Source organism: Salmonella sp. 741265050_HSA (assembly GCF_046569445.1).
GTDB lineage: Bacteria > Pseudomonadota > Gammaproteobacteria > Enterobacterales > Enterobacteriaceae > Salmonella > Salmonella enterica.
In genome coordinates this window covers 70,998-95,006 of sequence record NZ_JBKFSV010000005.1, presented here as the reverse complement: position 1 = coordinate 95,006, position 24,009 = coordinate 70,998, and the positions used below count along the sequence as shown (strand labels likewise).

General features: G+C 53.6%; 20 protein-coding genes and 2 pseudogenes. 12 read left to right on the top strand and 10 right to left on the bottom strand.

Annotation, left to right across the window (positions count from 1 at the left end; all coding sequences use genetic code 11):
- Positions 1-121: 121 nt before the first annotated feature.
- The 3 genes from entF to fes are packed head-to-tail and all read right to left on the bottom strand — an operon-like array spanning position 122 to position 5,466.
- Entirely contained in the window at positions 122-4,006 is a 3,885-nt protein-coding gene (gene entF, locus ACLD4F_RS12410) for an enterobactin non-ribosomal peptide synthetase EntF (RefSeq protein ID WP_411010866.1), read from the bottom strand.
- Complete coding sequence (locus ACLD4F_RS12405; protein ID WP_079944462.1) at positions 4,003-4,221, bottom strand: MbtH family protein; 219 nt, start codon at positions 4,219-4,221, stop codon at positions 4,003-4,005. Before ACLD4F_RS12405 ends, entF begins: the two co-directional genes overlap by 4 nt.
- A 30-nt stretch (positions 4,222-4,251) precedes the next feature.
- On the bottom strand, positions 4,252-5,466 hold the full coding sequence (fes, locus tag ACLD4F_RS12400) for an enterochelin esterase (protein ID WP_079944463.1): 1,215 nt from the start codon (positions 5,464-5,466) through the stop codon (positions 4,252-4,254).
- A 188-nt stretch (positions 5,467-5,654) separates the two neighbouring features.
- On the opposite strand from fes, the gene ACLD4F_RS12395 reads away from it, so the two are divergent.
- From ACLD4F_RS12395 to ACLD4F_RS12380, 4 genes are all read left to right on the top strand, one after another.
- Positions 5,655-7,910 carry a TonB-dependent siderophore receptor gene (locus ACLD4F_RS12395; RefSeq protein WP_001034966.1) on the top strand — a complete coding sequence of 752 codons (2,256 nt, stop codon included), beginning with the start codon at positions 5,655-5,657 and terminating at the stop codon, positions 7,908-7,910.
- A 46-nt stretch (positions 7,911-7,956) separates the two neighbouring features.
- Entirely contained in the window at positions 7,957-8,661 is a 705-nt protein-coding gene (entD, locus tag ACLD4F_RS12390; RefSeq protein WP_079944464.1) for an enterobactin synthase subunit EntD, read from the top strand.
- 11 nt (positions 8,662-8,672) lie between these two features.
- Positions 8,673-9,791 carry a YbdK family carboxylate-amine ligase gene (locus ACLD4F_RS12385; protein ID WP_001196910.1) on the top strand — a complete coding sequence of 373 codons (1,119 nt, stop codon included), beginning with the start codon at positions 8,673-8,675 and terminating at the stop codon, positions 9,789-9,791.
- A 66-nt stretch (positions 9,792-9,857) separates the two neighbouring features.
- Positions 9,858-10,106: a DUF1158 family protein gene (locus ACLD4F_RS12380; RefSeq protein ID WP_000682497.1), complete on the top strand. Its 249-nt coding sequence runs from the start codon at positions 9,858-9,860 to the stop codon at positions 10,104-10,106.
- Between the two features lie 5 nt (positions 10,107-10,111).
- Here ACLD4F_RS12380 and ACLD4F_RS12375 read toward each other — a convergent pair whose 3' ends face one another.
- On the bottom strand, positions 10,112-10,453 hold the full coding sequence (locus ACLD4F_RS12375) for a RamA family antibiotic efflux transcriptional regulator (RefSeq protein WP_000155633.1): 342 nt from the start codon (positions 10,451-10,453) through the stop codon (positions 10,112-10,114).
- Positions 10,454-10,741: 288 nt separating this feature from the next.
- Between ACLD4F_RS12375 and ACLD4F_RS12370 the strand changes: the two genes are divergently transcribed.
- The 3 genes from ACLD4F_RS12370 (at position 10,742) to nfsB (ending at position 12,441) form a co-directional block, all read left to right on the top strand.
- On the top strand, positions 10,742-11,323 hold the full coding sequence (locus tag ACLD4F_RS12370) for a TetR/AcrR family transcriptional regulator (protein ID WP_000113609.1): 582 nt from the start codon (positions 10,742-10,744) through the stop codon (positions 11,321-11,323).
- Positions 11,323-11,691 (top strand): MmcQ/YjbR family DNA-binding protein, encoded by a 369-nt coding sequence (locus tag ACLD4F_RS12365; protein WP_000348999.1) that lies wholly within the window; start codon positions 11,323-11,325, stop codon positions 11,689-11,691. The genes ACLD4F_RS12370 and ACLD4F_RS12365 overlap by 1 nt, the downstream gene beginning before the upstream one ends.
- A gap of 96 nt (positions 11,692-11,787) precedes the next feature.
- Positions 11,788-12,441, top strand: a complete 654-nt coding sequence (gene nfsB, locus ACLD4F_RS12360; protein ID WP_079944465.1) for an oxygen-insensitive NAD(P)H nitroreductase — start codon at positions 11,788-11,790, stop codon at positions 12,439-12,441.
- Positions 12,442-12,707: 266 nt separating this feature from the next.
- Here nfsB and ACLD4F_RS12355 read toward each other — a convergent pair whose 3' ends face one another.
- Positions 12,708-14,678 carry an autotransporter outer membrane beta-barrel domain-containing protein gene (locus ACLD4F_RS12355; protein WP_079944468.1) on the bottom strand — a complete coding sequence of 657 codons (1,971 nt, stop codon included), beginning with the start codon at positions 14,676-14,678 and terminating at the stop codon, positions 12,708-12,710.
- 310 nt (positions 14,679-14,988) lie between these two features.
- Here ACLD4F_RS12355 and ACLD4F_RS12350 point away from each other — a divergent pair, with 310 nt between their 5' ends.
- Positions 14,989-16,236 (top strand): mechanosensitive ion channel family protein, encoded by a 1,248-nt coding sequence (locus ACLD4F_RS12350; protein ID WP_001156965.1) that lies wholly within the window; start codon positions 14,989-14,991, stop codon positions 16,234-16,236.
- 41 nt (positions 16,237-16,277) lie between these two features.
- Here the strand turns inward: ACLD4F_RS12350 and pheP are convergent, their stop codons facing one another.
- Positions 16,278-17,672 carry a phenylalanine transporter gene (gene pheP, locus ACLD4F_RS12345; protein WP_000786291.1) on the bottom strand — a complete coding sequence of 465 codons (1,395 nt, stop codon included), beginning with the start codon at positions 17,670-17,672 and terminating at the stop codon, positions 16,278-16,280.
- 325 nt (positions 17,673-17,997) lie between these two features.
- Here pheP and ACLD4F_RS12340 point away from each other — a divergent pair, with 325 nt between their 5' ends.
- Positions 17,998-19,173 (top strand): DNA repair protein, encoded by a 1,176-nt coding sequence (locus tag ACLD4F_RS12340; protein ID WP_411010865.1) that lies wholly within the window; start codon positions 17,998-18,000, stop codon positions 19,171-19,173.
- A gap of 78 nt (positions 19,174-19,251) precedes the next feature.
- Here ACLD4F_RS12340 and rclC read toward each other — a convergent pair whose 3' ends face one another.
- From rclC to rclA, 3 genes are all read right to left on the bottom strand, one after another.
- Complete coding sequence (gene rclC, locus ACLD4F_RS12335; protein WP_000362177.1) at positions 19,252-19,812, bottom strand: reactive chlorine resistance membrane protein RclC; 561 nt, start codon at positions 19,810-19,812, stop codon at positions 19,252-19,254.
- A gap of 12 nt (positions 19,813-19,824) precedes the next feature.
- Positions 19,825-20,061: a reactive chlorine resistance periplasmic protein RclB gene (gene rclB / locus ACLD4F_RS12330; RefSeq protein WP_000922168.1), complete on the bottom strand. Its 237-nt coding sequence runs from the start codon at positions 20,059-20,061 to the stop codon at positions 19,825-19,827.
- A gap of 156 nt (positions 20,062-20,217) precedes the next feature.
- Complete coding sequence (rclA, locus tag ACLD4F_RS12325; RefSeq protein ID WP_023993242.1) at positions 20,218-21,543, bottom strand: reactive chlorine resistance oxidoreductase RclA; 1,326 nt, start codon at positions 21,541-21,543, stop codon at positions 20,218-20,220.
- Between the two features lie 215 nt (positions 21,544-21,758).
- Here rclA and rclR point away from each other — a divergent pair, with 215 nt between their 5' ends.
- Positions 21,759-22,613 carry a reactive chlorine-specific transcriptional regulator RclR gene (gene rclR / locus ACLD4F_RS12320; RefSeq protein WP_000339619.1) on the top strand — a complete coding sequence of 285 codons (855 nt, stop codon included), beginning with the start codon at positions 21,759-21,761 and terminating at the stop codon, positions 22,611-22,613.
- Between the two features lie 50 nt (positions 22,614-22,663).
- Here rclR and ACLD4F_RS12315 read toward each other — a convergent pair.
- A pseudogene (locus ACLD4F_RS12315) lies at positions 22,664-22,903 on the bottom strand (hypothetical protein); the annotation flags it as partial.
- Between the two features lie 3 nt (positions 22,904-22,906).
- Here ACLD4F_RS12315 and ACLD4F_RS12310 point away from each other — a divergent pair.
- Positions 22,907-23,281, top strand: a pseudogene (locus ACLD4F_RS12310) (ATP-binding protein); the annotation flags it as partial.
- A gap of 235 nt (positions 23,282-23,516) precedes the next feature.
- Complete coding sequence (locus ACLD4F_RS12305) at positions 23,517-23,726, top strand: hypothetical protein (RefSeq protein WP_350387553.1); 210 nt, start codon at positions 23,517-23,519, stop codon at positions 23,724-23,726.
- The last annotated feature ends 283 nt before the right edge of the window (positions 23,727-24,009 follow it).

Sequence of the window (24,009 nt, the reverse complement as noted above, 5' to 3'; positions counted from 1 at the left end):
CTTGCCTGTAGCATGTATCACTTATGTTAAAAGAATTAATAGTTGCAATAAAAAACCCATAATAATTAGTAATTATTATGGGTTTCAGGATTTAATTTGTTAAAGGCAGAAACAACGCCCGTTATTTATTAATAAGTTCGCTGATGATGGGCCCGATAGTTTCAAAAGCGGAGGGAGAAATAATATCTACATGCGCGCACGGCTGGCGATAAATAGCCAACGACGCTATCCACGGCGACCAGCTCTGTTCAGGCGATACGCCTTCCGGCACCGTTTTATCCGCCACAAAGAGCGTAGCATGTCCATCAAACGGTACGCTATGCGCCGTCGTCAGCAAACGGACGGCATCCGCATAATTGCCTTCAATGGCGGTAAATAAGGCTTCGGAGGCATTTCCCTGCTGCGCGGCGACAAACGCAGCGCGTTCACGTTCAATTTCCGCCAATACGTCCGGATTGAGGCCATTCGCCTCTTTTTCCCGCCAGTTTTGCGTTTCCGGCGGCCAGGTGTCCAGTAACCCCAAAAACGCCACCGTTTCGCCGCGCGCACGCAACCGGGCGGCGATCCCTTGCGCCAGCGTCCCGCCCAGCGAATAGCCTAATAAATAATAAGGGCCATGCGGCTGCCGGGCGAGCAATGTCGACAGATGATGTTCACATACCTCATCAAGGGTGGTTGCGGTTTGCATAGGGCCAGCGGGGCGCGGCGACTGAATCCCCATAATCGACCACGACGGGCTGAGATAGCGTGATAATACGCTAAATTGCCAGGCGAACCCCGACGCCGGATGGAAACAAAATAACGTTGGACCATCGCTTTCACGCAGCGGCAACAGCGGCCCGAACCCCAGATTGCGCGAGCGTTCGTCATCGTCAGTATCGAGCAGCTTACTCAACTGCGCCACGTCAGACGCCACCATCACCTGCCCCGGCGTCACCTGACGGTTAAACGTCTGGCTTAGTTGCGCGGCCAGTTTCATCGCCAGCAGCGAGTGTCCGCCCAGCGCAAAGAAATCACTTTCAACGTCGTTAATCTCACAGCCCAGCAGGCGGGAAAACGCCGCGGCGACAGCAATCTCCGTTGCGGACTGCGGCGCACGCCCTTTCACGCGCGGCGTCAGGTCCGGCAGCGGCAGGGCTTTGCGATCCAGCTTGCCATTAGCGCTAAGCGGCAAACCGGCAAGTTGCAACAACACAACTGGCACCATATGCGCGGGAAGTTTTTGGCGTAATTTTTCCTGCAGCGCCGGTAAATCCAGCGGCAAACCGGAGTGCGACACCAGATAACCGACCAGTTGCCGGGCATCCCCGCCCGTCGCCGCCGCCTGATTAAAGACGCAGGCATGTGCTACCGCCTGTTCAACATCCGGCAGCGTTTGCATGACGCGGTCAATCTCGCCCAGTTCAATACGTTGCCCCCGAATTTTGAGCTGATCGTCGCTGCGCCCCAGGTATTCTACCGCGCCGGAATCCAGCCAGCGCGCCACATCTCCGGTACGGTACATCCGTTCGCCTGGCGCAAAAGGATCGGCGATAAAACGGCTGGCGGTAAGATCCGGACGCCCCAGATAGCCCTGCGCCAGTTGGATACCGGTAAGATAGAGATCGCCAGCCACGCCCGGCGGCACCGGCTGCATATGCGCATCGAGAATACGTAAACCGGTATTCCAGACGGGATAACCAATCGGGATACTGTTGCCGTCAACAGCCGCCAGCTCATCGCCACAGGCCGGATACCAGCTCACATCCACCGCGGCCTCCGTTGGCCCGTATAGATTGTGTAGCGGCGCGTTGGTTAACGTCTCCCATTCGCGACACAGCGCCGTCGGCAGGGCCTCGCCGCTACAGAAAACGCGCTTTAAGGAAGCGCAGCTTTTCCCAGCCGACGCCGGCGTGAGCGAGGCAATAAAGGCCGCCAGCATCGACGGCACAAAATGAGTGGTCGTGACGCCGTATTGCGCAAAGAACCGTTGCATCGCGAGCGGGTCGCGGTGCGCTTCCGGTTCAGCCATCACCAGTTTCGCCCCGGCGATAAACGGCCAGAAAAACTCCCATACTGAGACGTCAAAACTGCACGGCGTTTTTTGCGCTACTACATCATCCGCCGTCAACGGATAGTGATCCTGCATCCACAGCAGCCGGTTGACTATCGCCGTTTGTCCCACCATCACCCCTTTCGGCCTGCCCGTCGAGCCAGAGGTGAAAATGATGTAAGCGGTATGATGCGGTAACGACAGCCCCAGCGGAGTGGCGTCACTGACCGGTAGCAGTTGGCTATAACACAAATATTCCATCCCCGGAATATCGTGAAAGCGCGCCAGCTGCGCCTGAGTCGTAATTAATAGTTTCGGCTGCGCATCTTCCAGCATCATTCGCAGCCGATCGTCAGGATAACCGGTATCCAGCGGCAGCCAGGCGGCGCCCGCCTCGACAATGCCATGCAGCGCTAAGGTCAGGAAAACCGACCGCGGCAACGCCACCGCCACGCTATCGCCAGGCTGAACGCCACGTTCCCGCAGCGCGTACGCCAGCGCCACAACCTGTTCACGCATTTCACGGTAGGTAAAATGATAGTGCGCATCTGCCAACGCGGAAGCCTCTGGCGTTTTTTGCGCCTGCTGCGCCACCAAATCGCTAAGCGTGGCGGCGGGAATCGTTACCGCCGTATTATTAAGGTGTGCTAATTGCGTTTGTTCTTCCGCCAGCAGCATTTGCGCATCGCCGCAGCGCAGCGCCGGGTTATCCGCAAACTGTGTGATAAGCGCCATCAACCGTAAGGCATGGCGGGAGAGCGTGGCATCATCGTAACGCTGTGCATTCGCCAGCAATTCAATATCCAGACCGCCGTTTTCATCCGGAAAAAGCGCCAGTTCAAGATCGTTAACCGGCCCCGTCGCCAGGGTATGGGTTTGCGCCTGTATGCCAGGAAGATCCAGATGATAATCAAATACTTTTATATTGAGCACCGGGCCAAATAGCGGCGTCTCCCCTGCGGCTCGCCCGCTATCGCGTACAATCTGTTCGGCGTCGTAACGCTGGTGGCGGCGCATCTTCTTTAACTGCGCCGCAAGACGCTTCGCCAGTGTTGGCAGATCTTCCGTCGCATGAAGGTTCACCGCCAGCGGCAACACGTTAAGGACAGGCCCGGTCGCCGTTAACGCCGCCGATCCCATCCGCCGCATAAAGATAAATCCAGCGGCATAATCCATTCGCCCGCATAATCGTCCCAGCCACAACGTCACCAGCGCCAGGGCAAGATCCGCTCGCGGTATCTCAGGCATGTGCGCCGCCAGTTGGCGAAACGCCCCCGCCGGCGCGCTCAATTTCATACGCAGAATACCCGCGCTCGCCGACCGCCCCGGCAGCGGCGCGGCAGAAATTGACGCCGGCGGCGGCAGCTCGCGGCGCTGCTGCGCCCAGAAGGCGCCGTCACGCTGCCAGGCCTCGCTCTGGCGATAGCGCTGATATTCCTCGACCACATCCGCAAAGGGGGTAAAAGGCGACTCCGGCGTAGGGGCGTCGCTCTGCCAGACGCGATAAATCGCCGCAATCTGGCGGGTTATCGCCGGGAAGCTAAAGCCATCCACCAGCAAATGGTGATAGCGCTGATACCAATACCAGCGGGTATCATCAATGCGGATTAACTGGTGAAACGCCAGCGGCTTACCGCTATCTGCGCGCAGGTTTTGCCGTAAATCCGCCTGCATTAACGCCAGCGCCGCGTAATGCGGATCGGGCTGGTCGCGTAAATCGGCAATCGGGGGCTCGCCGAAGGTGTGCTCAGGATCTATCCATTGCCAGACCTCGCCGTTCTCTTCGGTAAAACGCATCCGTAGCGTATCCGCCTGTTGCATCCCTACCGCTACCGCTTTTGCCAACAAGGGGGCATCCAGCTCGCCGTTCAGTTCCACATAGTGCGCCACGCTCCAGGCGGAGGGTAAATCAGAGAGTTTTTCCGCCATCCAGATCCCCGGCTGAGCGGCGACTAACGGTAAACGCTGCGTCATTTCGCCTCCTGCTTATCGGCATAATGGGCCGGATTCAGTGTTGTCCAGCGCGTATTAAGCCACTGCTGGCACGCGTCCTGCGATTGCGGTTCGCATACCACGTCCCATCCTGCGGGAAGCGCGCACGCCGCTGGCCAAAGGCTGAATTGACGCTGCGTATTTTGCAGCAGGTAAAACTGTCCCTGCGGATTATCGAAGGGATTACTGAATTCCATACTCAACTCCTGTCATGGACATGTGCCCGGTTAAAGCGTGTCGATAAGCGGCTGCCAAAGCAGCATCAGCCCTTGCGTTAGCCCGCCGCGCCAGCAAAGCGCATCGTGTCCGCCGTCAACCTGACGCCAGAAAATGGACTGCTGCGAGGTATTCAGTTGGGCATAAAGCGCCTGATTCGCCTGAAACACGATCGGCTCACGCACGCCGGCTTCCAGTACGATACGCAGTCCGCGCGCGCATAATGCGCCGGTTTTCAGCCGGGTAATGACTTCCCCCTCCGGCGGGGTGATGCGATGAGGCCACCAGAACGATCCTGACTGGCTTAGTACACAGCCAAAACGCGTCGGCCAGTTCAGGCCGGCATACAGCGCCGACAGGCCGCCAAAACTCTGTCCGGCGACCACCGTTCGCCCGGCATCATCGCTAAAAGGCGTCACGGCTCTGACTTGCGGCAACAGTTCCTGTTGCACCGCCAGCCAGAAGTCGGCATTGCAGGTCAACTCCTGGCTGCGGTAGTGAGTATCAATCGCGTCAATCAGCAGATAGACGGCACCGGGAAGCAGGCGTTGATGAGTCAGCGAGGCGAGCGCGGGCCAGACGGGCATATTTTCCGCCCAGAATTGACCGTCCAGCAGAATAGCCAACGGTCTTTCCTCCGGCGCCTCGTCTCCGGTCGTCAATATCCATACGCGGCGGGAGTTACCCAAACGTTCGCTATGCCACTGCATCATCAAAGGCGGCGAGTACGGCGTTTCAGGACGATCCCACCCCGGCTGGAGGGGCGCATCCGGCATTTCCAGCGCTGAAACCGCATGACCACGTCCTCCCCGCCAGCTTTGCGAATTAAGCGGGTCGGCAATCGCCTGCGGTAATAGCTGTCGCCAGCCTTCACGCAGTGCGTTCCGATCGGGCGTTTCGCCCGGCGCAAAAGCGGCAAAAACGTCATCTCGCTCGGTAGGAATAAAACAGTAGCTGCCGCGCCAGTTAGCGCTAAGCGCCGTGCTCCAGCGCCAGACATCCGTTCCGGCAATACGCGCCATCGTCTGAGGCTGCGCGTTTTGATGATGATCGGTTACGCCAGTGATGTAGACCCAGACACGCCGTATCGGGGAGTGTGTTTCGTTTCCCTGCGGGTCGCGCCACCAAAAAGTGACCCGATAATTTCCGTCTTTTTCCCGTATCCATTCCGGCCCGGTTTTCGTCCTCCACCAGGCCTCACTTCCCGTTGCCAGCGCCTCTTTCATTATAACCCTGTGTTTATTATGAATTTTGTATATAAAAGGTGAAATATATTGATAATATTATTGATAACTATTTGCATTTGCAATAGCGTATTGTCGCGCTATGGGACGCGCGAACACAATTTCACCACCCGGCCAATGCCTTTGACGGGCGCTTTGGCTTATGTGGCTAAAGAAAAGCAGGATATACAATGAACAAGAAGATTCATTCCCTGACCTTACTGGTCAATTTAGGGATTTACGGGGCCGCTCTGCCCGTGATGGCGGAAGAAAAAACCGATAGCGCTGCGCTCACCAATGAAGACACCATCGTGGTGACCGCTGCCCAGCAAAACCTACAGGCGCCAGGCGTATCCACCATCACCGCCGATGAGATCCGCAAAAATCCGCCCGCGCGCGACGTGTCAGAAATCATCCGCACCATGCCAGGCGTAAACCTGACCGGCAACTCCACCAGCGGTCAGCGCGGGAATAACCGCCAAATCGATATTCGCGGCATGGGGCCGGAAAACACCCTCATCCTGATAGACGGTAAACCCGTCACCAGCCGTAACTCGGTGCGCCTGGGCTGGCGCGGCGAACGCGATACCCGCGGCGATACCGCGTGGGTGCCGCCGGAGATGATCGAACGCATTGAAGTGCTGCGTGGCCCTGCCGCCGCACGCTACGGTAACGGCGCGGCGGGTGGCGTGGTCAATATCATTACCAAAAAAGGCGGTAGCGAGTGGCACGGTTCCTGGAATACCTATTTCAACGCGCCGGAACATAAAGACGAAGGCGCGACCAAACGCACTAACTTTAGCCTGAACGGCCCGCTGGGCGGGGATTTCAGCTTCCGTCTGTATGGCAACCTCGACAAAACGCAGGCTGATGCGCGTAATATTAACCAGGGGCATCAGTCTGAACGTACCGGGAGTTACGCCGACACGCTACCGGCAGGACGCGAGGGGGTCATTAACAAAGATATCAACGGCGTGGTTCGTTGGGATTTTGCTCCGCTTCAGTCTCTGGAACTGGAGGCCGGTTACAGTCGCCAGGGCAACCTCTATGCCGGCGATACTCAGAACACCAATACGAACCAGCTGGTGAAAGATAATTACGGAAAAGAGACGAACCGCCTCTATCGGCAGAACTACTCTCTGACCTGGAACGGCGGCTGGGATAATGGCGTAACCACCAGTAACTGGGTGCAATACGAACATACCCGTAACTCCCGGATGCCGGAAGGCCTGGCAGGCGGCACCGAAGGAATTTTCGATCCCAAAGCATCGCAAAAATATGCCGATGCCGATTTGAATGACGTCACCCTACACAGCGAAGTGAGCCTTCCTTTCGATCTGCTGGTAAATCAAAACCTGACGCTGGGTACCGAATGGGCCCAACAGCGTATGAAAGACGAGCTCTCCAACTCGCAAACCTTTATGGGGGGAAATATCCCGGGTTACAGCAGTACCAATCGTAGCCCCTATTCAAAAGCGGAAATTTTCTCTCTGTTTGCTGAAAACAACATGGAACTGACCGATAGCACCATGCTGACGCCGGGGCTACGTTTCGATCATCACAGTATTGTGGGGGATAACTGGAGCCCATCGCTGAACCTGTCGCAAGGTCTGGGGGATGACTTTACCCTGAAAATGGGAATCGCCCGCGCTTATAAAGCCCCGAGTCTGTACCAGACTAACCCAAACTATATTTTGTACAGTAAAGGTCAGGGTTGCTACGCGACTGGCGCGGGTACCGGCATCGGCTGCTATATGATGGGTAACGATGATCTGAAAGCCGAAACCAGCATCAATAAAGAGATCGGTCTGGAATTTAAACGCGATGGCTGGCTGGCCGGCATCACCTGGTTCCGCAATGATTACCGCAATAAGATTGAAGCGGGTACTGTGCCGTTGCAGCGTATCAACAACGGCAAAACGGATGTTTATCAGTGGGAGAACGTGCCGAAAGCGGTCGTTGAAGGTCTGGAAGGCACGTTAAACGTACCGGTTAGCGACACCGTCAACTGGACGAATAACGTTACGTATATGCTGCAGAGCAAAAACAAAGAGACCGGCGAACGCCTGTCGATTATTCCACAGTACACGCTTAACTCAACCCTGAGCTGGCAGGTACGTCAGGACGTTTCTCTGCAATCGACCTTCACCTGGTACGGCAAACAAGAGCCGAAGAAATATGATTATCAAGGTAACCCCGTTACCGGGACAGATAAGCAAGCGGTCAGCCCATACAGTATTGTTGGCCTGAGCGCGACCTGGGACGTGACCAAAAATGTCAGCCTGACCGGTGGCGTGGATAACCTCTTTGACAAACGTCTGTGGCGTGAAGGTAACGCGCAAACCGTCAGGGATACTCAAACTGGCGCTTATATGGCGGGTGCTGGCGCGTACACCTATAACGAACCGGGACGTACGTGGTATATGAGCATTAATACCCATTTCTGATGGCAACCTTCCCTCCCTCATTCGGGGAGGGAATTAGCAAAAAACGATGCGGACATCTCATTTTCCCCTTCCCTTTGCCGGACACAGGCTGCATATCGTCGACTTTGATGCGAGCAGCTTTCACGAACACGATCTGTTATGGCTGCCTCATCACGATCTGCTCCGGTCTGCCGGACGCAAGCGTAAAGCTGAACATCTGGCAGGCCGCATCGCCGCCGTTCATGCGCTACGCGAGGTGGGCGTCAGGACAGTGCCCGGTATTGGCGACAAGCGACAGCCGCTATGGCCGGACGGCCTATTTGGCAGCATCAGCCACTGTGCGACAACGGCGCTGGCCATCATATCCCGACAGCGTATCGGCGTTGATATAGAAAAAATCATGAGTCAGCACACGGCGACAGAGCTGGCGCTGTCCATTATTGATAGCGATGAGCGCCAAATTCTCCAGGCGAGCTCGCTCCCTTTTCCGCTTGCCCTGACGCTGGCTTTCTCCGCCAAAGAGAGCGTTTATAAAGCCTTTTCAGACCGCGTCACGCTCCCGGGATTCAATAGCGCAAAAGTTACCTCGCTTACCGCCACGCACATCTCGTTACATCTGCTGCCAGCCTTTGCCGCCACGATGGCTGAACGTACCGTCCGTACAGAATGGTTTCAACGTGGCAATAGCGTTATTACTCTTGTTTCTGCAATAACGCGCTTTCCCCACGACAGGAGCGCTCCCGCTTCTATACTTAGCGCAATCCCCCGATAAATGAGATCGCTATGGCGCTGAATGATTTTCACGTTTCTGAACCTTATACGCTTGGTATTGAGCTGGAGATGCAGGTGATCAATCCACCTGGCTACGATTTAAGCCAGGACTCTTCTACGCTGATCGACGCCGTTAAGCCCCAACTTACTGCGGGAGAAATTAAGCACGATATCACCGAAAGTATGCTGGAGATGGCCACGGGCGTCTGCCGCGATATTGACCAGGCGGCGGCCCAACTTTCTGCCATGCAGCACGTTATTTTACAGGCGGCGTCGGAACACCATCTCGGCATTTGCGGCGGCGGTACGCACCCTTTTCAAAAATGGCAGCGTCAGGAGGTCTGTGATAATGAGCGCTATCAACGCACGCTGGAAAATTTCGGCTACTTAATTCAACAGGCGACGGTTTTCGGTCAGCATGTCCACGTCGGCTGCGCGAACGGCGACGATGCGATTTATCTTTTACACGGGCTATCGCATTTTGTGCCGCACTTTATTGCGCTCTCCGCCGCGTCTCCCTATATGCAAGGATCTGACACCCGTTTTGCCTGCGCGCGCCTGAATATTTTTTCCGCTTTTCCCGATAACGGTCCCATGCCGTGGGTCAGTAACTGGCAAGAGTTTGCCGGACTATTTCGCCGTCTGTCTTACACCACGATGATCGACAGCATCAAAGATTTGCACTGGGATATCCGCCCCAGCCCGGCCTTTGGCACGGTAGAAGTTCGGGTGATGGATACGCCGCTCACCCTTGATCATGCCATCAATATGGCAGGGTTGATTCAGGCGACCGCGCACTGGCTGCTGACCGAGCGTCCCTTTAAACCGCAGGAACAAGACTATCTGTTATATAAATTCAACCGTTTTCAGGCTTGCCGCTATGGTCTGGAGGGCGTGCTAACCGATGTCTATACCGGCGACCGCCGTCGCCTGGCAGATGATACGCTGCGTCTGCTGGACAACGTTACCCCCTCAGCGCGCAAGCTGGGCGCCGACAGCGCCATTGACGCGCTACGTCTGCAGGTGAAAAAAGGCGGTAACGAAGCGCAATATATGCGGGAGTTTATTGCCGACGGCGGATCGCTGATAGGCCTGGTACAAAAACATTGTGAAATCTGGGCGGGACAATAGACAGCATATTTGCCTTACCAGGCGATATCCCGGACAATGGCGTTTTAACTTACGTTTAACAAAGCCATGAAACACCCGCTTGAATCATTGATGACCGCTGCCGGTATTTTGCTGATGGCGTTGCTCTCCAGCCTGCTGCTGCCCGCCCCTTCGCTCGGCCTTGCGCTGGCGCAAAAACTGGTCGGGATCTTTCATCTTATGGATCTCAACCAGCTTTATACTTTGTTGTTTTGTTTATGGTTTCTGTTGCTCGGCGCGCTGGAATATTATGTTATTCGCTTTATCTGGCGGCGCTGGTTTTCGCTGGCCGATTAAACATTTCAATGCGTACGGCCATGCTTTTCTTTACGATAAGCGCCTGGCGGCAGGTTGAACGTGCGGGTAAAAATGCGCGTAAAGGTTTGCTGCGAATCAAAACCATACTTGAGACAAATATCATACACCTTCTGGTCGGTGTCGCGCAGGTCGCGCGCCGCCAGTTTTAGCTTCCGTTCACGCACGTAGCGCCCCAGACTCTCCCCTTTGTACTGCATAAAAAGGCGCTGCAGGTGCCACTTGGAATACCCCGCATGACGGGCAATATCATCAATACGTAACGGCTGATTCAAATTATCATCAATCCACTCGACAATCGTGTCGATAACCTGAGCGGAAATGGTCATCGTGCTCTCCCCTCTATCAAACTCGTCAGCGGCTCCCGCACCGCACATTTACGGCAACAGCAATAAGCATAGTAATAACCACACAAATTGTGAGACGGCTTATCGCATGGCCTGCAATATGCTTTTCTACCACTTCATGCGGCAGCCCTTGATTATGAGTGAGTAAGCACTCATTATAGAAAGCAAAGATACGCCGTCAAGGTACTTTTCAAAGGTTGACATTCACCGTTGCGACGCGACAACGGGCATGATTCAATCATGTTTTTCCAGACATAAGGGTAACGTGTAGTGGCTCGTCCGAAGAGTGAAGACAAAAAACAAGCATTACTGGAAGCGGCAACCCAGGCGATAGCGCAATCCGGTATCGCCGCCTCAACGGCGGTGATTGCGCGTAACGCAGGTGTTGCAGAAGGAACATTGTTTCGCTATTTCGCGACCAAAGATGAGCTGATTAACACGTTGTATTTGCATTTAAAGCAGGATCTCTGCCAGTCAATGATAATGGAGCTGGATCGATCCATTACCGATGCCAAAATGATGACTCGTTTTATCTGGAACAGTTACATCAGTTGGGGTCTGAACCATCCCGCGCGCCATCGGGCGATCCGTCAACTGGCCGTCAGCGAAAAACTCACCAAAGAGACGGAACAACGGGCCGACGATATGTTCCCCGAATTGCGCGATTTATGTCATCGTTCCGTTTTGATGGTGTTTATGTCGGATGAGTACCGCGCCTTCGGCGACGGCCTTTTTCTGGCGCTGGCTGAAACAACAATGGATTTCGCCGCGCGCGATCCCGCTCGCGCTGGCGAATATATTGCGCTGGGATTCGAAGCCATGTGGCGCGCGCTGACTCGCGAGGAGCAATAATGGACGGTCAAACACTGCACGCCTGGGCAAAACGCTTTGCGCTGGAACTGCCTTTTACCGAACACTGCTGGCCTTTCGGCCCACAGTACGATGTGTTTAAAGTCGGCGGCAAAATATTCATGCTTTTCACTGAACATCACTGCCGTCCAGTGGTGAACCTGAAATCGGATCCCCAAAAATCCCTGGTAAATCAACAAATTTACCCCAGCATTGCGCCTGGCTATCACATGAATAAGAAACACTGGATTTCAGTCTATGCGGGCGAGGATATCACCGTCTCGCTACTCAACGATTTGATAAATGACTCATGGAATCTGGTTGTAGACGGGCTGCCTAAAAGAGAGCAACTGCGCCTGCGACCACGCTGATGCAATAACCGTTTCCGCATTTTCCTCCCTTATCTTTTTACCGATAACCCGGTACCCTGCTGATACAAAAGGGTACTAAACCAACCAGGAGCATTTATGGATATCGTTTCTGTCGCCTTACAGCGCTACTCCACTAAGGCGTTCGATCCCAGCAAAAAACTGACCGCCGAAGAAGCGGATAAAATAAAAACACTACTACAGTACAGCCCCTCCAGCACCAATTCCCAGCCGTGGCACTTTATTGTCGCCAGTACGGAAGAGGGCAAAGCGCGTGTCGCAAAATCCGCCGCCGCCAATTATGTGTTTAACGAACGTAAAATGTTAGACGCCTCCCATGTGGTGGTCTTCTGCGCAAAAACCGCAATGGATGACGCATGGCTTGAGCGCGTCGTCGATCAGGAAGAAGCCGATGGCCGTTTCGCTACGACGGAAGCTAAAGCGGCAAATGATAAAGGTCGCCGCTTTTTCGCCGATATGCACCGCGTCTCGCTGAAAGATGACCACCAGTGGATGGCGAAACAGGTCTATCTGAACGTCGGCAACTTTCTGCTGGGCGTCGCCGCGATGGGTCTCGACGCCGTCCCCATTGAAGGTTTCGACGCCGAGGTGCTCGACGCTGAATTTGGTCTGAAAGAAAAAGGCTATACCAGTCTGGTCGTGGTGCCGGTCGGCCATCATAGCGTCGAGGATTTCAACGCCGGGCTGCCGAAATCACGTCTGCCGCTTGAAACCACACTGACGGAAGTCTAATCCCCTGCCTAAGCCGGACGCCCGTCCGGCTTTTTTCACCTTTCTGCCAGGTTCCCCAATGATCAATAGCGCGAAGTGCCAGGTTTTACATCGCTAGTGTTAACTTTCTCTTTCAACCTATTGAAAATAAATAATATTTAAAACTGGTACGCCGTTTGCCATATCTGGATACCCCCTATCTGGATGAAGGAGAAAACGGCGTGACACCGGTTTGCGCCTACGATGGCGATATTGTCACCACGGGGTTGGCCCTCCCTGGCGTGTCATCAAAATCGGGCGCTAAACCCAACGTTATAACGGGTTTGATTGCCATCGCTTAACCCTGCCGTTTGCGACAGCCCGGCGAAAGCGGACACCGTTGCCGACAGCGGAAAATCTGCGCCAATCGCGATATCAACCCAGTTTTTATCCTGCGCTTTTCCGTCGCGGCTAAACGTCAGCGCGGTCGATTTAAGGCCGCCGTTCGCCACATACGTATCATCGCCAAACTGACGGCGATAATTAATCTGCGCCCAGGAGTGAATGATGCTGTGGCGGAGATCCAGACGCCAGCCAGCGCTACCCACCTGCGAATGGGCGTTTTGGTCGCCAAAACGCATTGATGTACTGGTATTGAGCTTCTCGCTATAGCCATTAACGTGGCTGTAATCCCATGCATATTGCAGCATCGGTCCGGTCGTTAACCACGGCATCATGACAAAATCATAACCGCTGGTTAACCTCGCGCCCCACAGCTGCCCGTTGGTTTCGCCCTCTTCCACCCGTCTTAGCGCACCGAGCGTGATACTGCGCTGAATGTTACTGAATTTAGCGGACAGGTAGTGTAAATCGCTATCCAGCCACGCCTGACCGGCGCGTAAATGGCTGAATACGGCGGCCTGAAAACCGCGGGCGTCATAACGATAATTATCGTCAGGATGTTGCTTATCCAGAGAACCGGCTATCAGCCCTCCCAGCAGAACCTGCTCGTTAAGCTGATAATCGACGCCAACCGTCAGATTATTATGATTACCGTTCCCGTCGGCCTCATTATTATCATAACGTTGATATCCCCCGCTGTATCCGCCGAACATGCCCAGTGAACCAACAGGATTTTCCCCCTGGCGAAGCTGCTGATAACGGCTGTCAAGCGTGGTACGACTGCCTTGCGCCATCGACTGAACGCTTTGGTTCAGGTATGTCGCCTGTACCGGCGCGGCAATGATCGACTGGATATATTGCGCAATAATGGTATGGACCTGCGGACCGGGATGTAAATGATCGGCAAACAGATAGTCCTGCGACGCATTAAATCCAGGCATTGCCGAGGAGCACGCCGAAGCGGATACGCCCGGCGGGCAGGCCATGCCTACGGTATTTGTCAGACCAAACGCCTGCGGGTTGGCAAGAATTTCCTTAAAGAGGCCGTTGATATCGGCACGGGCTATATTGCCGCCGTGTTGCTCCAGCCCCTTCTCTTCCATCTGATTATAATAATCGGTCAGATCTGACGCCTGCCCTGCCGCCGTTTCATAGCCCGCCAGCAGTTGCTCAACGAGCAGTTGCTGAACAAACGGATCGCTGCTTACCGTTGCAGCCGCCGCCAGCAACGCCTTGCGGATCGCCTGTTGCCGACTGGCGAAATCGGGCGTAGCTCCCTCCGCCAGCGCCTCTAACGCCGCTTTTAGCGCCGGGGGCGCCGCTGCGCCCAGCCCGGCGGTGATTACCGCCTCCAGAAGCATTGGCGTCGCACTAATATCCGGTACGTTTGGCACCACGACCAGCCCGGCGCCGGCATCCAGTAACAGCCCTACCTGCGCCGCCGCGCTAGTGGCGCTATTACCGGCTATTTGCTGTGCCATGGTTGGTTGCGCGATGGCCGCCGCCAGATCGTTTCCGCCGACCCAGTGAATATACAAACCGTTGTGGTCGGCTTTTCCCCCCGTTTTGGCAAGCCACTGCCGTACCTGATCGGCGGTATTATCCTGCGGGTTTAATTCCGGGGTCGCCGTCGCGCCGCCGGCGGCATAATTAGAGCCGCCATTGCTGGAAGGGCTTAATTCCAGCCCATATCGTTCGGCCAACTGTTCGTCGTAGAGCTTATTTTGACCACTATCCCAGGTCCAGCGACCGTTATTCCCGGTATCGCTAAGGCTATCGCCAATTACCGTAAGAGAATCAAACGCACAGGCAGATAATGGCGCGGCCAGCGCCAGCGAGAGTATGCCGTATTTTAGCAGGGTACGCTTTTGGGTCATCCGATGTTCCTTAATGTTATTGTTGATAGGTACGACGGTGCTAATCATTATCCGACAGAGATATTGCAATCGTTTTAAACATTCTGGTTAAAAAGTTTTCATTCATTGTTGACGTACTGGCGCCTGTTCAAAAAGAGGGAACCGCGTAAAATAACGACGTTTATAGGGCGCTGGATAAAATATAGCGTATGGATAACCCCAGTGGCGCTTTTACCCGTCTGTTGCTGATTATGCCTGAAGCGCAGGCGTCCTGATTTGCATAAATGCCATTCAGCAGTCATCATAGGCTGCTGTTTATAAAGGAGAGATTATGCAGGAATTGATATCCCAGGTAGAAGATTTAGCGGGAATTGAAATGAATCACACCACGTCGCTGGTGGTGATATTTGGTATTATTTTTCTGACAGCAGTTGTCGTGCATATTATTTTGCACTGGATAGTACTGCGCGCTTTCGAAAAACGTGCCAACGCCAGTTCCCGCCTGTGGCTGCAAATTATTACCCAGAATAAATTATTCCATCGTCTGGCTTTTACGCTGCAAGGCATCATTGTCAATATTCAGGCCGCGCTCTGGCTACAAAAAGGCAGTGAGGCTGCGGATATCCTGACGACCTGCGCGCAGTTATGGATTATGACCTACGCCCTGCTGTCGTTATTTTCTCTGCTGGACGTGATTTTCAATCTATCGCAAAAATGGCCCGCCGCCTCTCAGTTGCCGCTAAAAGGAATATTTCAGGGCATTAAGCTCATCGGCGCAATTATCGTCGGCATTCTGATGATCTCACTGCTGATTGGCCAGTCACCAGCAATTTTAATCAGCGGGCTGGGCGCGATGGCCGCGGTATTAATGCTGGTCTTTAAAGACCCGATTCTTGGCCTGGTTGCCGGTATCCAGCTTTCCGCCAACGATATGCTCAAACTGGGCGACTGGCTGGAGATGCCAAAATATGGCGCAGATGGCGCGGTCATTGATATTGGCTTAACCACGGTAAAAGTACGCAACTGGGATAATACCATCACCACCATTCCCACCTGGTCGCTGGTTTCCGACTCATTCAAAAACTGGAGCGGCATGTCTGCGTCCGGCGGACGCCGGATTAAACGCAGCATTAATATTGACGCGACCAGTATCCATTTTCTGGATGATGATGAAAAACAGCGGCTGTTAACCGCGCAACTGTTAAAGCCGTACCTTACCAGCCGTCATCAGGAAATCGATGAATGGAATAAACAGCTGGATGCGCCGGAATCAGCCTTAAATCACCGCCGAATGACCAATATCGGGACATTTCGCGCCTATCTGAACGAATATTTACGCCACCATCCGCGCATCCGTAAAGATATGACGCTGATGGTACGCCAACTGGCGCCTGACGATCATGGTTTGCCGATAGAGATCTACGCCTTTACCAATACCGTCGTGTGGCTGGAATATGAGAGCATTCAGGCCGATATTTTCGACCATATTTTTGCCGTGGTGGAAGAGTTCGGCTTGCGTATTCATCAAACGCCGACCGGCAGCGATATTCGCGCGCTGTCAGGGACATTGCGGCATTAATGGATTGCCCGATCGCATGAGCATGGGATCGGGCAAAAAAGTTAATGAGCCTTACGGCGCAAAACGGTAAACGCGATAAACAGAAATACAATCCATACCGGCAGCAAAATCGCCGACAATCGCATATCGTCCATCGTACACATTAACACCAGAATCAGCGCCAGAAACGCAATGCACAAATAGTTTCCGGCGGGATAGAACAGCGCCTTAAATTGCGTCTCGCGCCCTTTACGACGCATCGCCGCGCGAAAACGTAAATGCGCGAGACAGATCATTATCCAGTTTAGCAATAGCGTCGCGACAACCAGCGCCATCAACAAGCTAAACGCTTTTTGCGGCAACAGATAGTTGATCAGCACCACCAGCGAGGTAATCGCTCCGGAAAGTATCAGCGAGTTCACCGGCACGCCGCGATGGCTGACGCGGGTTAAAAATTTCGGCGCGTTGCCTTGTACGGACAGGCCGAACAGCATTCGGCTATTCGAATAAACGCCGCTGTTATATACCGAAAGCGACGCGACCAGAATAACGAAATTCAGCGCCGAAGCCACCACATTACTGTCCAGGTTATGGAAGATCATCACAAAAGGGCTGCTATTGGATTTCACCTCTACCCACGGATAGAGCGCCAGCAACACCACCAGCGAACCGATGTAGAACAGCAAAATACGGTATACCACCTGATTCACCGCTTTCGGGATGCTTTTTTGCGGATCGCGCGCTTCCGCCGCAGTAATGCCGATCAGCTCCAGTCCGCCAAAAGAAAACATAATCACCGCCAGCGACAGAAGCAAACCATGCCAACCGGTAGCGAAGAAACCGTTATAACGCCAGAGGTTATCAATACTGGCATGTTCGCCGCCGTGGCCGGAGAACAGCAGCCACAGACCAAAACCTATCATGCCGATAATCGCCAGCACTTTAATCAGCGCGAACCAGAATTCCGTTTCGCCATACAGACGAACGTTCACCAGATTTACGGCATTAATGATAATAAAAAACACCGCCGCCCATACCCATGTTGGTACGTCAGGCAGCCAGTACTGCATATAGATGCCCGCCGCGGTCAGCTCCGCCATCCCGACCAGCACAAACATGACCCAATAGTTCCAGCCCGACAAAAAGCCCGCAAACGGCCCCCAATATTTCCAGGCGAAGTGGGCAAACGATCCGGAAACCGGCTCTTCCACGACCATTTCACCCAACTGGCGCATAATGAGAAAAGCGATAATCCCGGCAACGCCATAGCCCAACAAAACAGCCGGCCCCGCCATTTGAATCGCCGGGCCGATGCCCAGAAACAGTCCGGTGCCAATGGCGCCGCCCAGGGCGATTAGCTGAATATGGCGGTTTTGCAACCCCCGTTGAAGCGTCGGTTCATTCTTCGACGCGGCATCCGACACGCTGGCGCCGGATGCAGTTGACGCGTTTTTCACGTCCTACCCCTGTATCGTTTTTATTGAGGGGCACCTTTTAACATTTCGCTCTCGCTGCCGCAAGGCGCAATCGTTTGTCAAGGCTCAACTCCGGACGTTAACGTTATCGTGTAAAAAAAGATGTCGCGGGGAGTAAAAAGAAAAGAGTGCGCGCCGATATAGAACGTTACGGGTGACAGACGCCGAGTATAAAATATGTGAATAACTCTGGACGAAAAGTACGACACCCTACAGAATACATTTAGTATTTTTTCAGTATTTTCAAAAAGGTGAATCAGACCTGGTATCTGTTATCCGTTTTTGAGCCACGCCAGGCATCAACGTCATGAATAAGATCATCAAACGTTTAGAGATCATCAAAAGCGCCATTGAACTTGAGGACGAAGAGATTATCCGTCAGCAGCTCATCTACCTGAAAAATGAGCCGCAGGATGCCATAATCAGCGCCATTGCCCAGGCGATTGAAGCTCGTCGATTCAGTGACGCCATGCAAGAGATCGCCGCCTGGCTACAGGCTCAACGGGCGCTCTCGACGTGGCAAGATCCCTCTATTGCCGCCAGTAAACTGGAGCTGAAAGCGCTTGAAGCCCAACTTCGCGATCTGATTGACAAACGAAATGCGCGGGTACAAATCCTCGACGATTTCAACGACCTCTATCATCTGCGCCTCGGGCCGTTGATGAGCCGTATTCTGGAGTTGCGTAAACAGCTCGCGGTGAGTATGCAGCGTAAGCAAGAAGCCGAAATAAAACGCCGGGAAAAGGATTATCAATCCTGCCTGCAATTTATTTCCCAGGCCGTGGATCAACTGGCAACGCTAAAACAGCAGTGGACAGGATTGAATGCCGCCTCGCGCGAAGCGGTGGGCATCCGTCAGCGAATCCAGCAGCAGACGGAATTAATTACCGCGTTGCTGGCGGAAATTCGCGAGCTGGAAGCGGATTTTTCCCATCAGGACGACAGCGCATTCCGCCAGGCGCAGGAAAATGCGGAACAGGACTATCACCAGTACCGGGAGCAGCAGCAGGAAGCGCAATTCCGCTACGCCCGCGATCAACGTTTGTCGGCAGACGAACGCAGTGAATTAAAACGTTTGTGGCGTCAGGCCAGCCGCCTGTGTCACCCGGATGTGGTCGCCGATGAATTGAAAGAAAAAGCGCACCAGATGATGGTACAGCTTAATCAGGCGCGGCAGAATGCCGATCTGGCGGCAATTCGCGCGTTATTGACGCAGCTGCAAAGCGGTCTGGAACCGATGATGGCAAGCGACAGGCTAAATAACCTGGAACATCTGCGCCATAAAATACGCCAGCTCCGCACGCAAATCGACGCGCTGTTGAAAGAGATAACGCAACTGGAAACGGAAAACGCCTGGCGGCTCGCCTCTTCCGTTGCGGATAAGGAAGCCTATTTCTCCGAGCAGGAACGGGCGCTAACCGAAATTCGCAATACGCTGGAGGCGCAGGTTCAACAGGTGGAACAGGAACTTCTGTCAGGGTAGTCCATCATTCATCAACACATTGTCGGATGGCGCAAGCGCCACCCGACGAATCGCGGCATAAAGAGGGTAAGAGGGTCGCTACTGTCGCTGTAAAAGTAACGAACGGGCGGAGTCCGCCATGATCATCACCGCACCTGCCAGCATTAACGTATCTTTTAATACCAGCCGCCCGGCGCCCGATAAATACGGAAAACCATAATGCGCATCGCCCAGCGGCATAACCCAGGCCTCCGGCGTGGTGATTAAAAACGACAGCGTGACAAATGGCGTCAGGAATGCCAGCACGCCGCCTGCCAGCCCTAACCAGCGGCTGACAGGGTTAGCCAGTACCAGCGCCGCGATAATCAATTCCACCACGCCCAGACCATCCGAAAACGCATACGTATTATTGGCCGTTTGCCAGGCGCGTTCCTCCGGTTTTAGTTCGCCCTCATGAGTCAGATGCTGACGATATTCTTCCGGATGTTCATAGAAAAAAGACATAAACGGGCTGTTCGCTACAAACGGGGTAATACTGTCTGCCTCATAGGGCACAAATTTTAGTAGTCCAATCCAGATAAAAACGATGGCGATACTCAGGCGAATTAATGTTAATCCCAGCCGATCCCCCTGACTTAACAGACGAAGATATTTATCCATCTCAGGCTCTCCTTATTTATATAATATCGCAGTGGCGTAACCCGTATTATCAATACGCATTGACGTAATTTTCCATGACGAGGCCTGTTTACTTTGCGCCAGTCTGGCAATAGCGTCTTCAAGCATTGACGGCGTTGCTGCCACCGCAGAAACGCTGATATATTCAACGTCAGTTAGCGGCTGGGCGGAGGCGGAAAACGCCAGCGGCGCAGCCAATAATGAAGCAATAAGCGTGGTAACTTTTAACATCGAGATTTCCAGTCGTGGGTTATTTCAATGGTGTTATAATACGTTATGCCTGACTAAAGCCTTTTCTTTCAGACGCCAGCATATTTGTCCTGGCGTATTTTTATAGCCTGACAGGCCAAAAAAAGCCCTGATTAACAGGGCTACGTTATTTATGTTTTATTTAATGAGAGAGAAGAGATCGTTTAAAGACTCACTCATTGTAGGATGGGTAAATATCTGGTCGCGTAACACCGTATAAGGTAAATCTGCATCCATAACGGTTTTAACGATATTAATCATTTCATGAGAATCGACGCATAACAATGACACCCCTACAATACGCTGCGTATTCACGTCCACTACCGCTTTTAGTACGCCACGAGTATCGTTCATAACACGGGCGCGAGGGATCGCCGCCACCGGTAATGTCACCACCTGCACCGTTGCGCCGCTTGCCCGCGCTTGTTCTTCTGTCAGCCCGACACGAGAGAGCGGCGGCGTCATAAAGACGGAATACGGGACGTTCTGGCGATCGCGGGTACTGCGTTTGCCATCTCCCAATAACCCGTCGCGTACAATACGAAAATCATCCAGTGAAATATAGGTAAACTGCAACCCACCGGTAACGTCGCCCATCGCCCAGATATTGTCCGCCGTGGTACGCAGGTAATCATCCACGATGATCCCGCCGCGTTCGTTCACCGCCACGCCGGCGTTCTGCAACTGTAAGCCAGCCGTCGCCGGTTTTCGCCCCGACGCCACCAGCAGGGCATCCACAAGATGCGCGCCTTCCGTCGTTTCAACTTGTACCGCGCCCTCCTTTGAGGATACAGCCTGTACGTTGGCGTTTAAAATCAGCTCGACGCCCTTTTCCTGTAAAATACGGGTAATTGCCTGCGCGATATCCCGATCTTCACGAGGCAGGAATTGCGGCGCTGCTTCAAAGATAGTGACCTTCGTACCGAAGTTGGCAAACATTGAGGCAAATTCAAGGCCAATATAACCGCCGCCTAAAATCCCCAGCCGCGCCGGACGCTGGCTCAGGCTGAGTAGCCCGGTGCTATCGAACACCCCTGCCGTCGTTGTTAAGCCCGTAATAGCCGGGATCACCGACTCTGCGCCAGTATTAATGAAGATCTTTTCTCCCCGTAACACCCGCTCGCCGTCCGCCTGAAATACCCGTAAGGTATGGTTATTAATAAACTCCGCCCTTCCCTCAATCACATCGACATTGTCCAGGTCGGCAAGATTATGAAAATTTTTGTCGCGTAAAAAATTTACGACCGCCGCTTTGCGTTGCATGGCGACAGAAAAATCGCCCTCACGTTCCGCGTCATGCACCAGCGTTTTCGTTGGAATACAGCCAATGTTGATGCAGGTTCCGCCGAACATACTGGCGGACTGTTCGATAATCGCCACGCGCCATCCCGTCTTCGCCAGAGTTGCCGCCAACGTTTTTCCTGCCTTGCCAAAACCAATAATGAGCGCCTGATACTGTGTCATCTTCTTTCTCCGCCAAATCACCATCTGTTTGTCAGGACAAGTATAAATAACGTCAAAAAAGACAGGGTTATCCGCAACGCGTCATTTTTTGTCTTATCGTCTAAATTGGCGGTTAGCAAAAACAAGGGTAGAAATGACATTGAGTCCGAAATATAGTGATCAGAGACAGAAATGGTTATCCCTATTTTTGAAAAAGAATCTGTTCTGGAGTCTATATGGATGCGCTTAGTCGGCTATTGACGCTTAACGCCCCTCAGGGCTCAATCGACAAGAATTGCCCGTTAGGCGGCGACTGGCAGTTGCCGCACGCCGCTGGCGAGCTATCGGTGATTCGCTGGCATACCGTTACGCAGGGCGAAGCGCAACTGGAAATGCCTACCGGCGACGCCATGACGCTTACGCCGGGAAAGGTGGTGATTCTGCCGCAAAACTCCGCCCACCGTTTGCGCCAGTCTGGCGAAGCACCGACACATATCGTGTGCGGTAGTCTACGTCTGCACACGACGTCACGTTATTTCCTTACCGCGTTGCCGGAAGTGTTATGTCTTGCCCCGCCGCCGCATAGCCCCGCCAGTATCTGGATTAACGCCGCCATTTTGCTGTTACAGCAGGAGTCAGAACGCCATTTGCCTGGCGCTGATGTCTTATACAGTCAGCAGTGCGCCACGCTGTTTACCCTCGCCGTTCGCGACTGGCTATCGCAGGCTGGCACGGCGAAAAGCGTGCTCAATTTATTGCTGCATCCCCGGCTGGGCCGCGTGATCCTTCACATGCTGGAAACACCGGCGCATCCCTGGACGGTCGAAACGCTGGCGCAACGGGTACACATGTCGCGGGCGAGCTTCGCCCAGCTATTTCGCGACGTGTCCGCAACGACGCCCTTAGCCGTGTTAACAACGCTGCGCCTGCAAATCGCCGCCCAGACCCTGTCGCGTGAAGCGCTGCCGGTGATGGTGATTGCCGAGTCGGTAGGTTATGCGAGCGAATCTTCTTTTCACAAAGCTTTTGTCCGTGAATTCGGTTGTACACCAGGCGAGTACCGCAAACGGGTCAGCGCGCTCGGACGATAAACGTACGCTGAACCCGCCTGCAGTTTGACGCCGCAGGCGGGCGACACACGTTATGCCGCAAGGCGACGATGCCTGCGCAGCCACATCAGCTTGTAGGCTACCGGAATGATAAACAGCGACAGCAGCGGCGCGGTAATACGGCTCATCACCTCAGAACCCGCGCCGGTCCCCCATAAAACAGGTAGCAGACCGGCGATAATCACCGCTACCGTCATGGCTTTTGGCCACACCCGGAGCACCGCCCCGTGGTAGAGCGCCTCATTGAGCTTTTCTGCCGAAAAGGTGTTGGGAGCTTGCACTTTGAAGGCCGCGCCTGCTGAATCACCGGCGATCCCATCATGCTACGCAGAGCGATCAGTAATTTACTCTCTAATACGATGCGCTATACGCCGCCGGGTAAAACCATTACTCTTAGGATAAAAGAAGCGGACGACCAGATACATATTATTGTTGAAAACCCCGGTACGCCAATCGCGCCGGAACATTTGCCGCGCCTTTTCGATCGTTTTTATCGCGTTGATCCCTCCCGCCAGCGTAAAGGGGAAGGCAGCGGTATAGGCCTGGCAATTGTAAAATCCATCGTCATTGCGCATCAGGGAAAAGTTTCTGTCACCTCCGATACGCGCGCTACTCGTTTTATTTTGACATTACCCAAACACCTCCGTTGAACTGTAGCGATAGTGAAAGGCGCTATCACTAGCCAGCAAAATAATCTGATATAATCGTCATTATCCTGTCACGCGCCAGACCCAACGACTGTTTTATTATTTCTCTTATTAACCCACACCGGAGAAATAAGATGAATAAGTTTACATCCCTTTTAGCTGTCGTTTTTTTATTTCAGCTGGCGTAAAAGCCGCAGAGAAAATGGAATCCCGCCAATTATCCGCCACGGCGCATGAGATGATGAATAACGGTGACGCCTTCGCGCATCAGCAAATGGCTCAGACACAGAAAGCCAGCGCCCCGACCGCTGTGGAACATGCGACACCCTTTTCTGAAATGGACGACTATGAAAAAGCAATGGTCATCCATCAATCGATGAATAATGCCCATTCTTTCGCCCACGAGATCCAGGCTGAGGAGCACCATAAACAGATTAAACGCAATTAGTTATTTGCATATTAGCGTCACGTACTGCGGATGGCGCAACGTCGCCGCCGCAGAAGCTTACGGATTAACGTAATTTTGAGAGGTTAAATGGCGCGCCCTGCAGGATTCGAACCTGCGACCCACGGCTTAGATGTTTCTGGAACTACCTGAGCTAACAACAAGTTATCCCATTACTACGGCGCTCACTCGCCCCATCTTCGAAAAACATGCAAAGCCTTGCAAGCCGATGCAAAGCTTTGTGTGTCCCGTTTTTGTCCCAAACTACTTAGCAATCAGTAGCCCC

Excerpts from the sequence above, each read along its gene's own strand:
- ACLD4F_RS12340 (WP_411010865.1), top strand. The coding sequence starts at position 17,998 with ATGAATAAGATCATCAAACGTTTAGAGATCATCAAAAGCGCCATTGAA.
- ACLD4F_RS12375 (WP_000155633.1), bottom strand. The coding sequence starts at position 10,453 with ATGACCATTTCCGCTCAGGTTATCGACACGATTGTCGAGTGGATTGAT.
- rclB (WP_000922168.1), bottom strand. The coding sequence starts at position 20,061 with ATGTTAAAAGTTACCACGCTTATTGCTTCATTATTGGCTGCGCCGCTG.
- nfsB (WP_079944465.1), top strand. The coding sequence starts at position 11,788 with ATGGATATCGTTTCTGTCGCCTTACAGCGCTACTCCACTAAGGCGTTC.
- rclR (WP_000339619.1), top strand. The coding sequence starts at position 21,759 with ATGGATGCGCTTAGTCGGCTATTGACGCTTAACGCCCCTCAGGGCTCA.
- ACLD4F_RS12405 (WP_079944462.1), bottom strand. The coding sequence starts at position 4,221 with ATGGAATTCAGTAATCCCTTCGATAATCCGCAGGGACAGTTTTACCTG.
- ACLD4F_RS12385 (WP_001196910.1), top strand. The coding sequence starts at position 8,673 with ATGGCGCTGAATGATTTTCACGTTTCTGAACCTTATACGCTTGGTATT.
- fes (WP_079944463.1), bottom strand. The coding sequence starts at position 5,466 with ATGAAAGAGGCGCTGGCAACGGGAAGTGAGGCCTGGTGGAGGACGAAA.
- rclA (WP_023993242.1), bottom strand. The coding sequence starts at position 21,543 with ATGACACAGTATCAGGCGCTCATTATTGGTTTTGGCAAGGCAGGAAAA.
- rclC (WP_000362177.1), bottom strand. The coding sequence starts at position 19,812 with ATGGATAAATATCTTCGTCTGTTAAGTCAGGGGGATCGGCTGGGATTA.
- ACLD4F_RS12355 (WP_079944468.1), bottom strand. The coding sequence starts at position 14,678 with ATGACCCAAAAGCGTACCCTGCTAAAATACGGCATACTCTCGCTGGCG.
- entD (WP_079944464.1), top strand. The coding sequence starts at position 7,957 with ATGCGGACATCTCATTTTCCCCTTCCCTTTGCCGGACACAGGCTGCAT.
- ACLD4F_RS12365 (WP_000348999.1), top strand. The coding sequence starts at position 11,323 with ATGGACGGTCAAACACTGCACGCCTGGGCAAAACGCTTTGCGCTGGAA.
- ACLD4F_RS12305 (WP_350387553.1), top strand. The coding sequence starts at position 23,517 with ATGATGAATAACGGTGACGCCTTCGCGCATCAGCAAATGGCTCAGACA.
- ACLD4F_RS12350 (WP_001156965.1), top strand. The coding sequence starts at position 14,989 with ATGCAGGAATTGATATCCCAGGTAGAAGATTTAGCGGGAATTGAAATG.
- ACLD4F_RS12395 (WP_001034966.1), top strand. The coding sequence starts at position 5,655 with ATGAACAAGAAGATTCATTCCCTGACCTTACTGGTCAATTTAGGGATT.
- entF (WP_411010866.1), bottom strand. The coding sequence starts at position 4,006 with ATGACGCAGCGTTTACCGTTAGTCGCCGCTCAGCCGGGGATCTGGATG.
- ACLD4F_RS12380 (WP_000682497.1), top strand. The coding sequence starts at position 9,858 with ATGAAACACCCGCTTGAATCATTGATGACCGCTGCCGGTATTTTGCTG.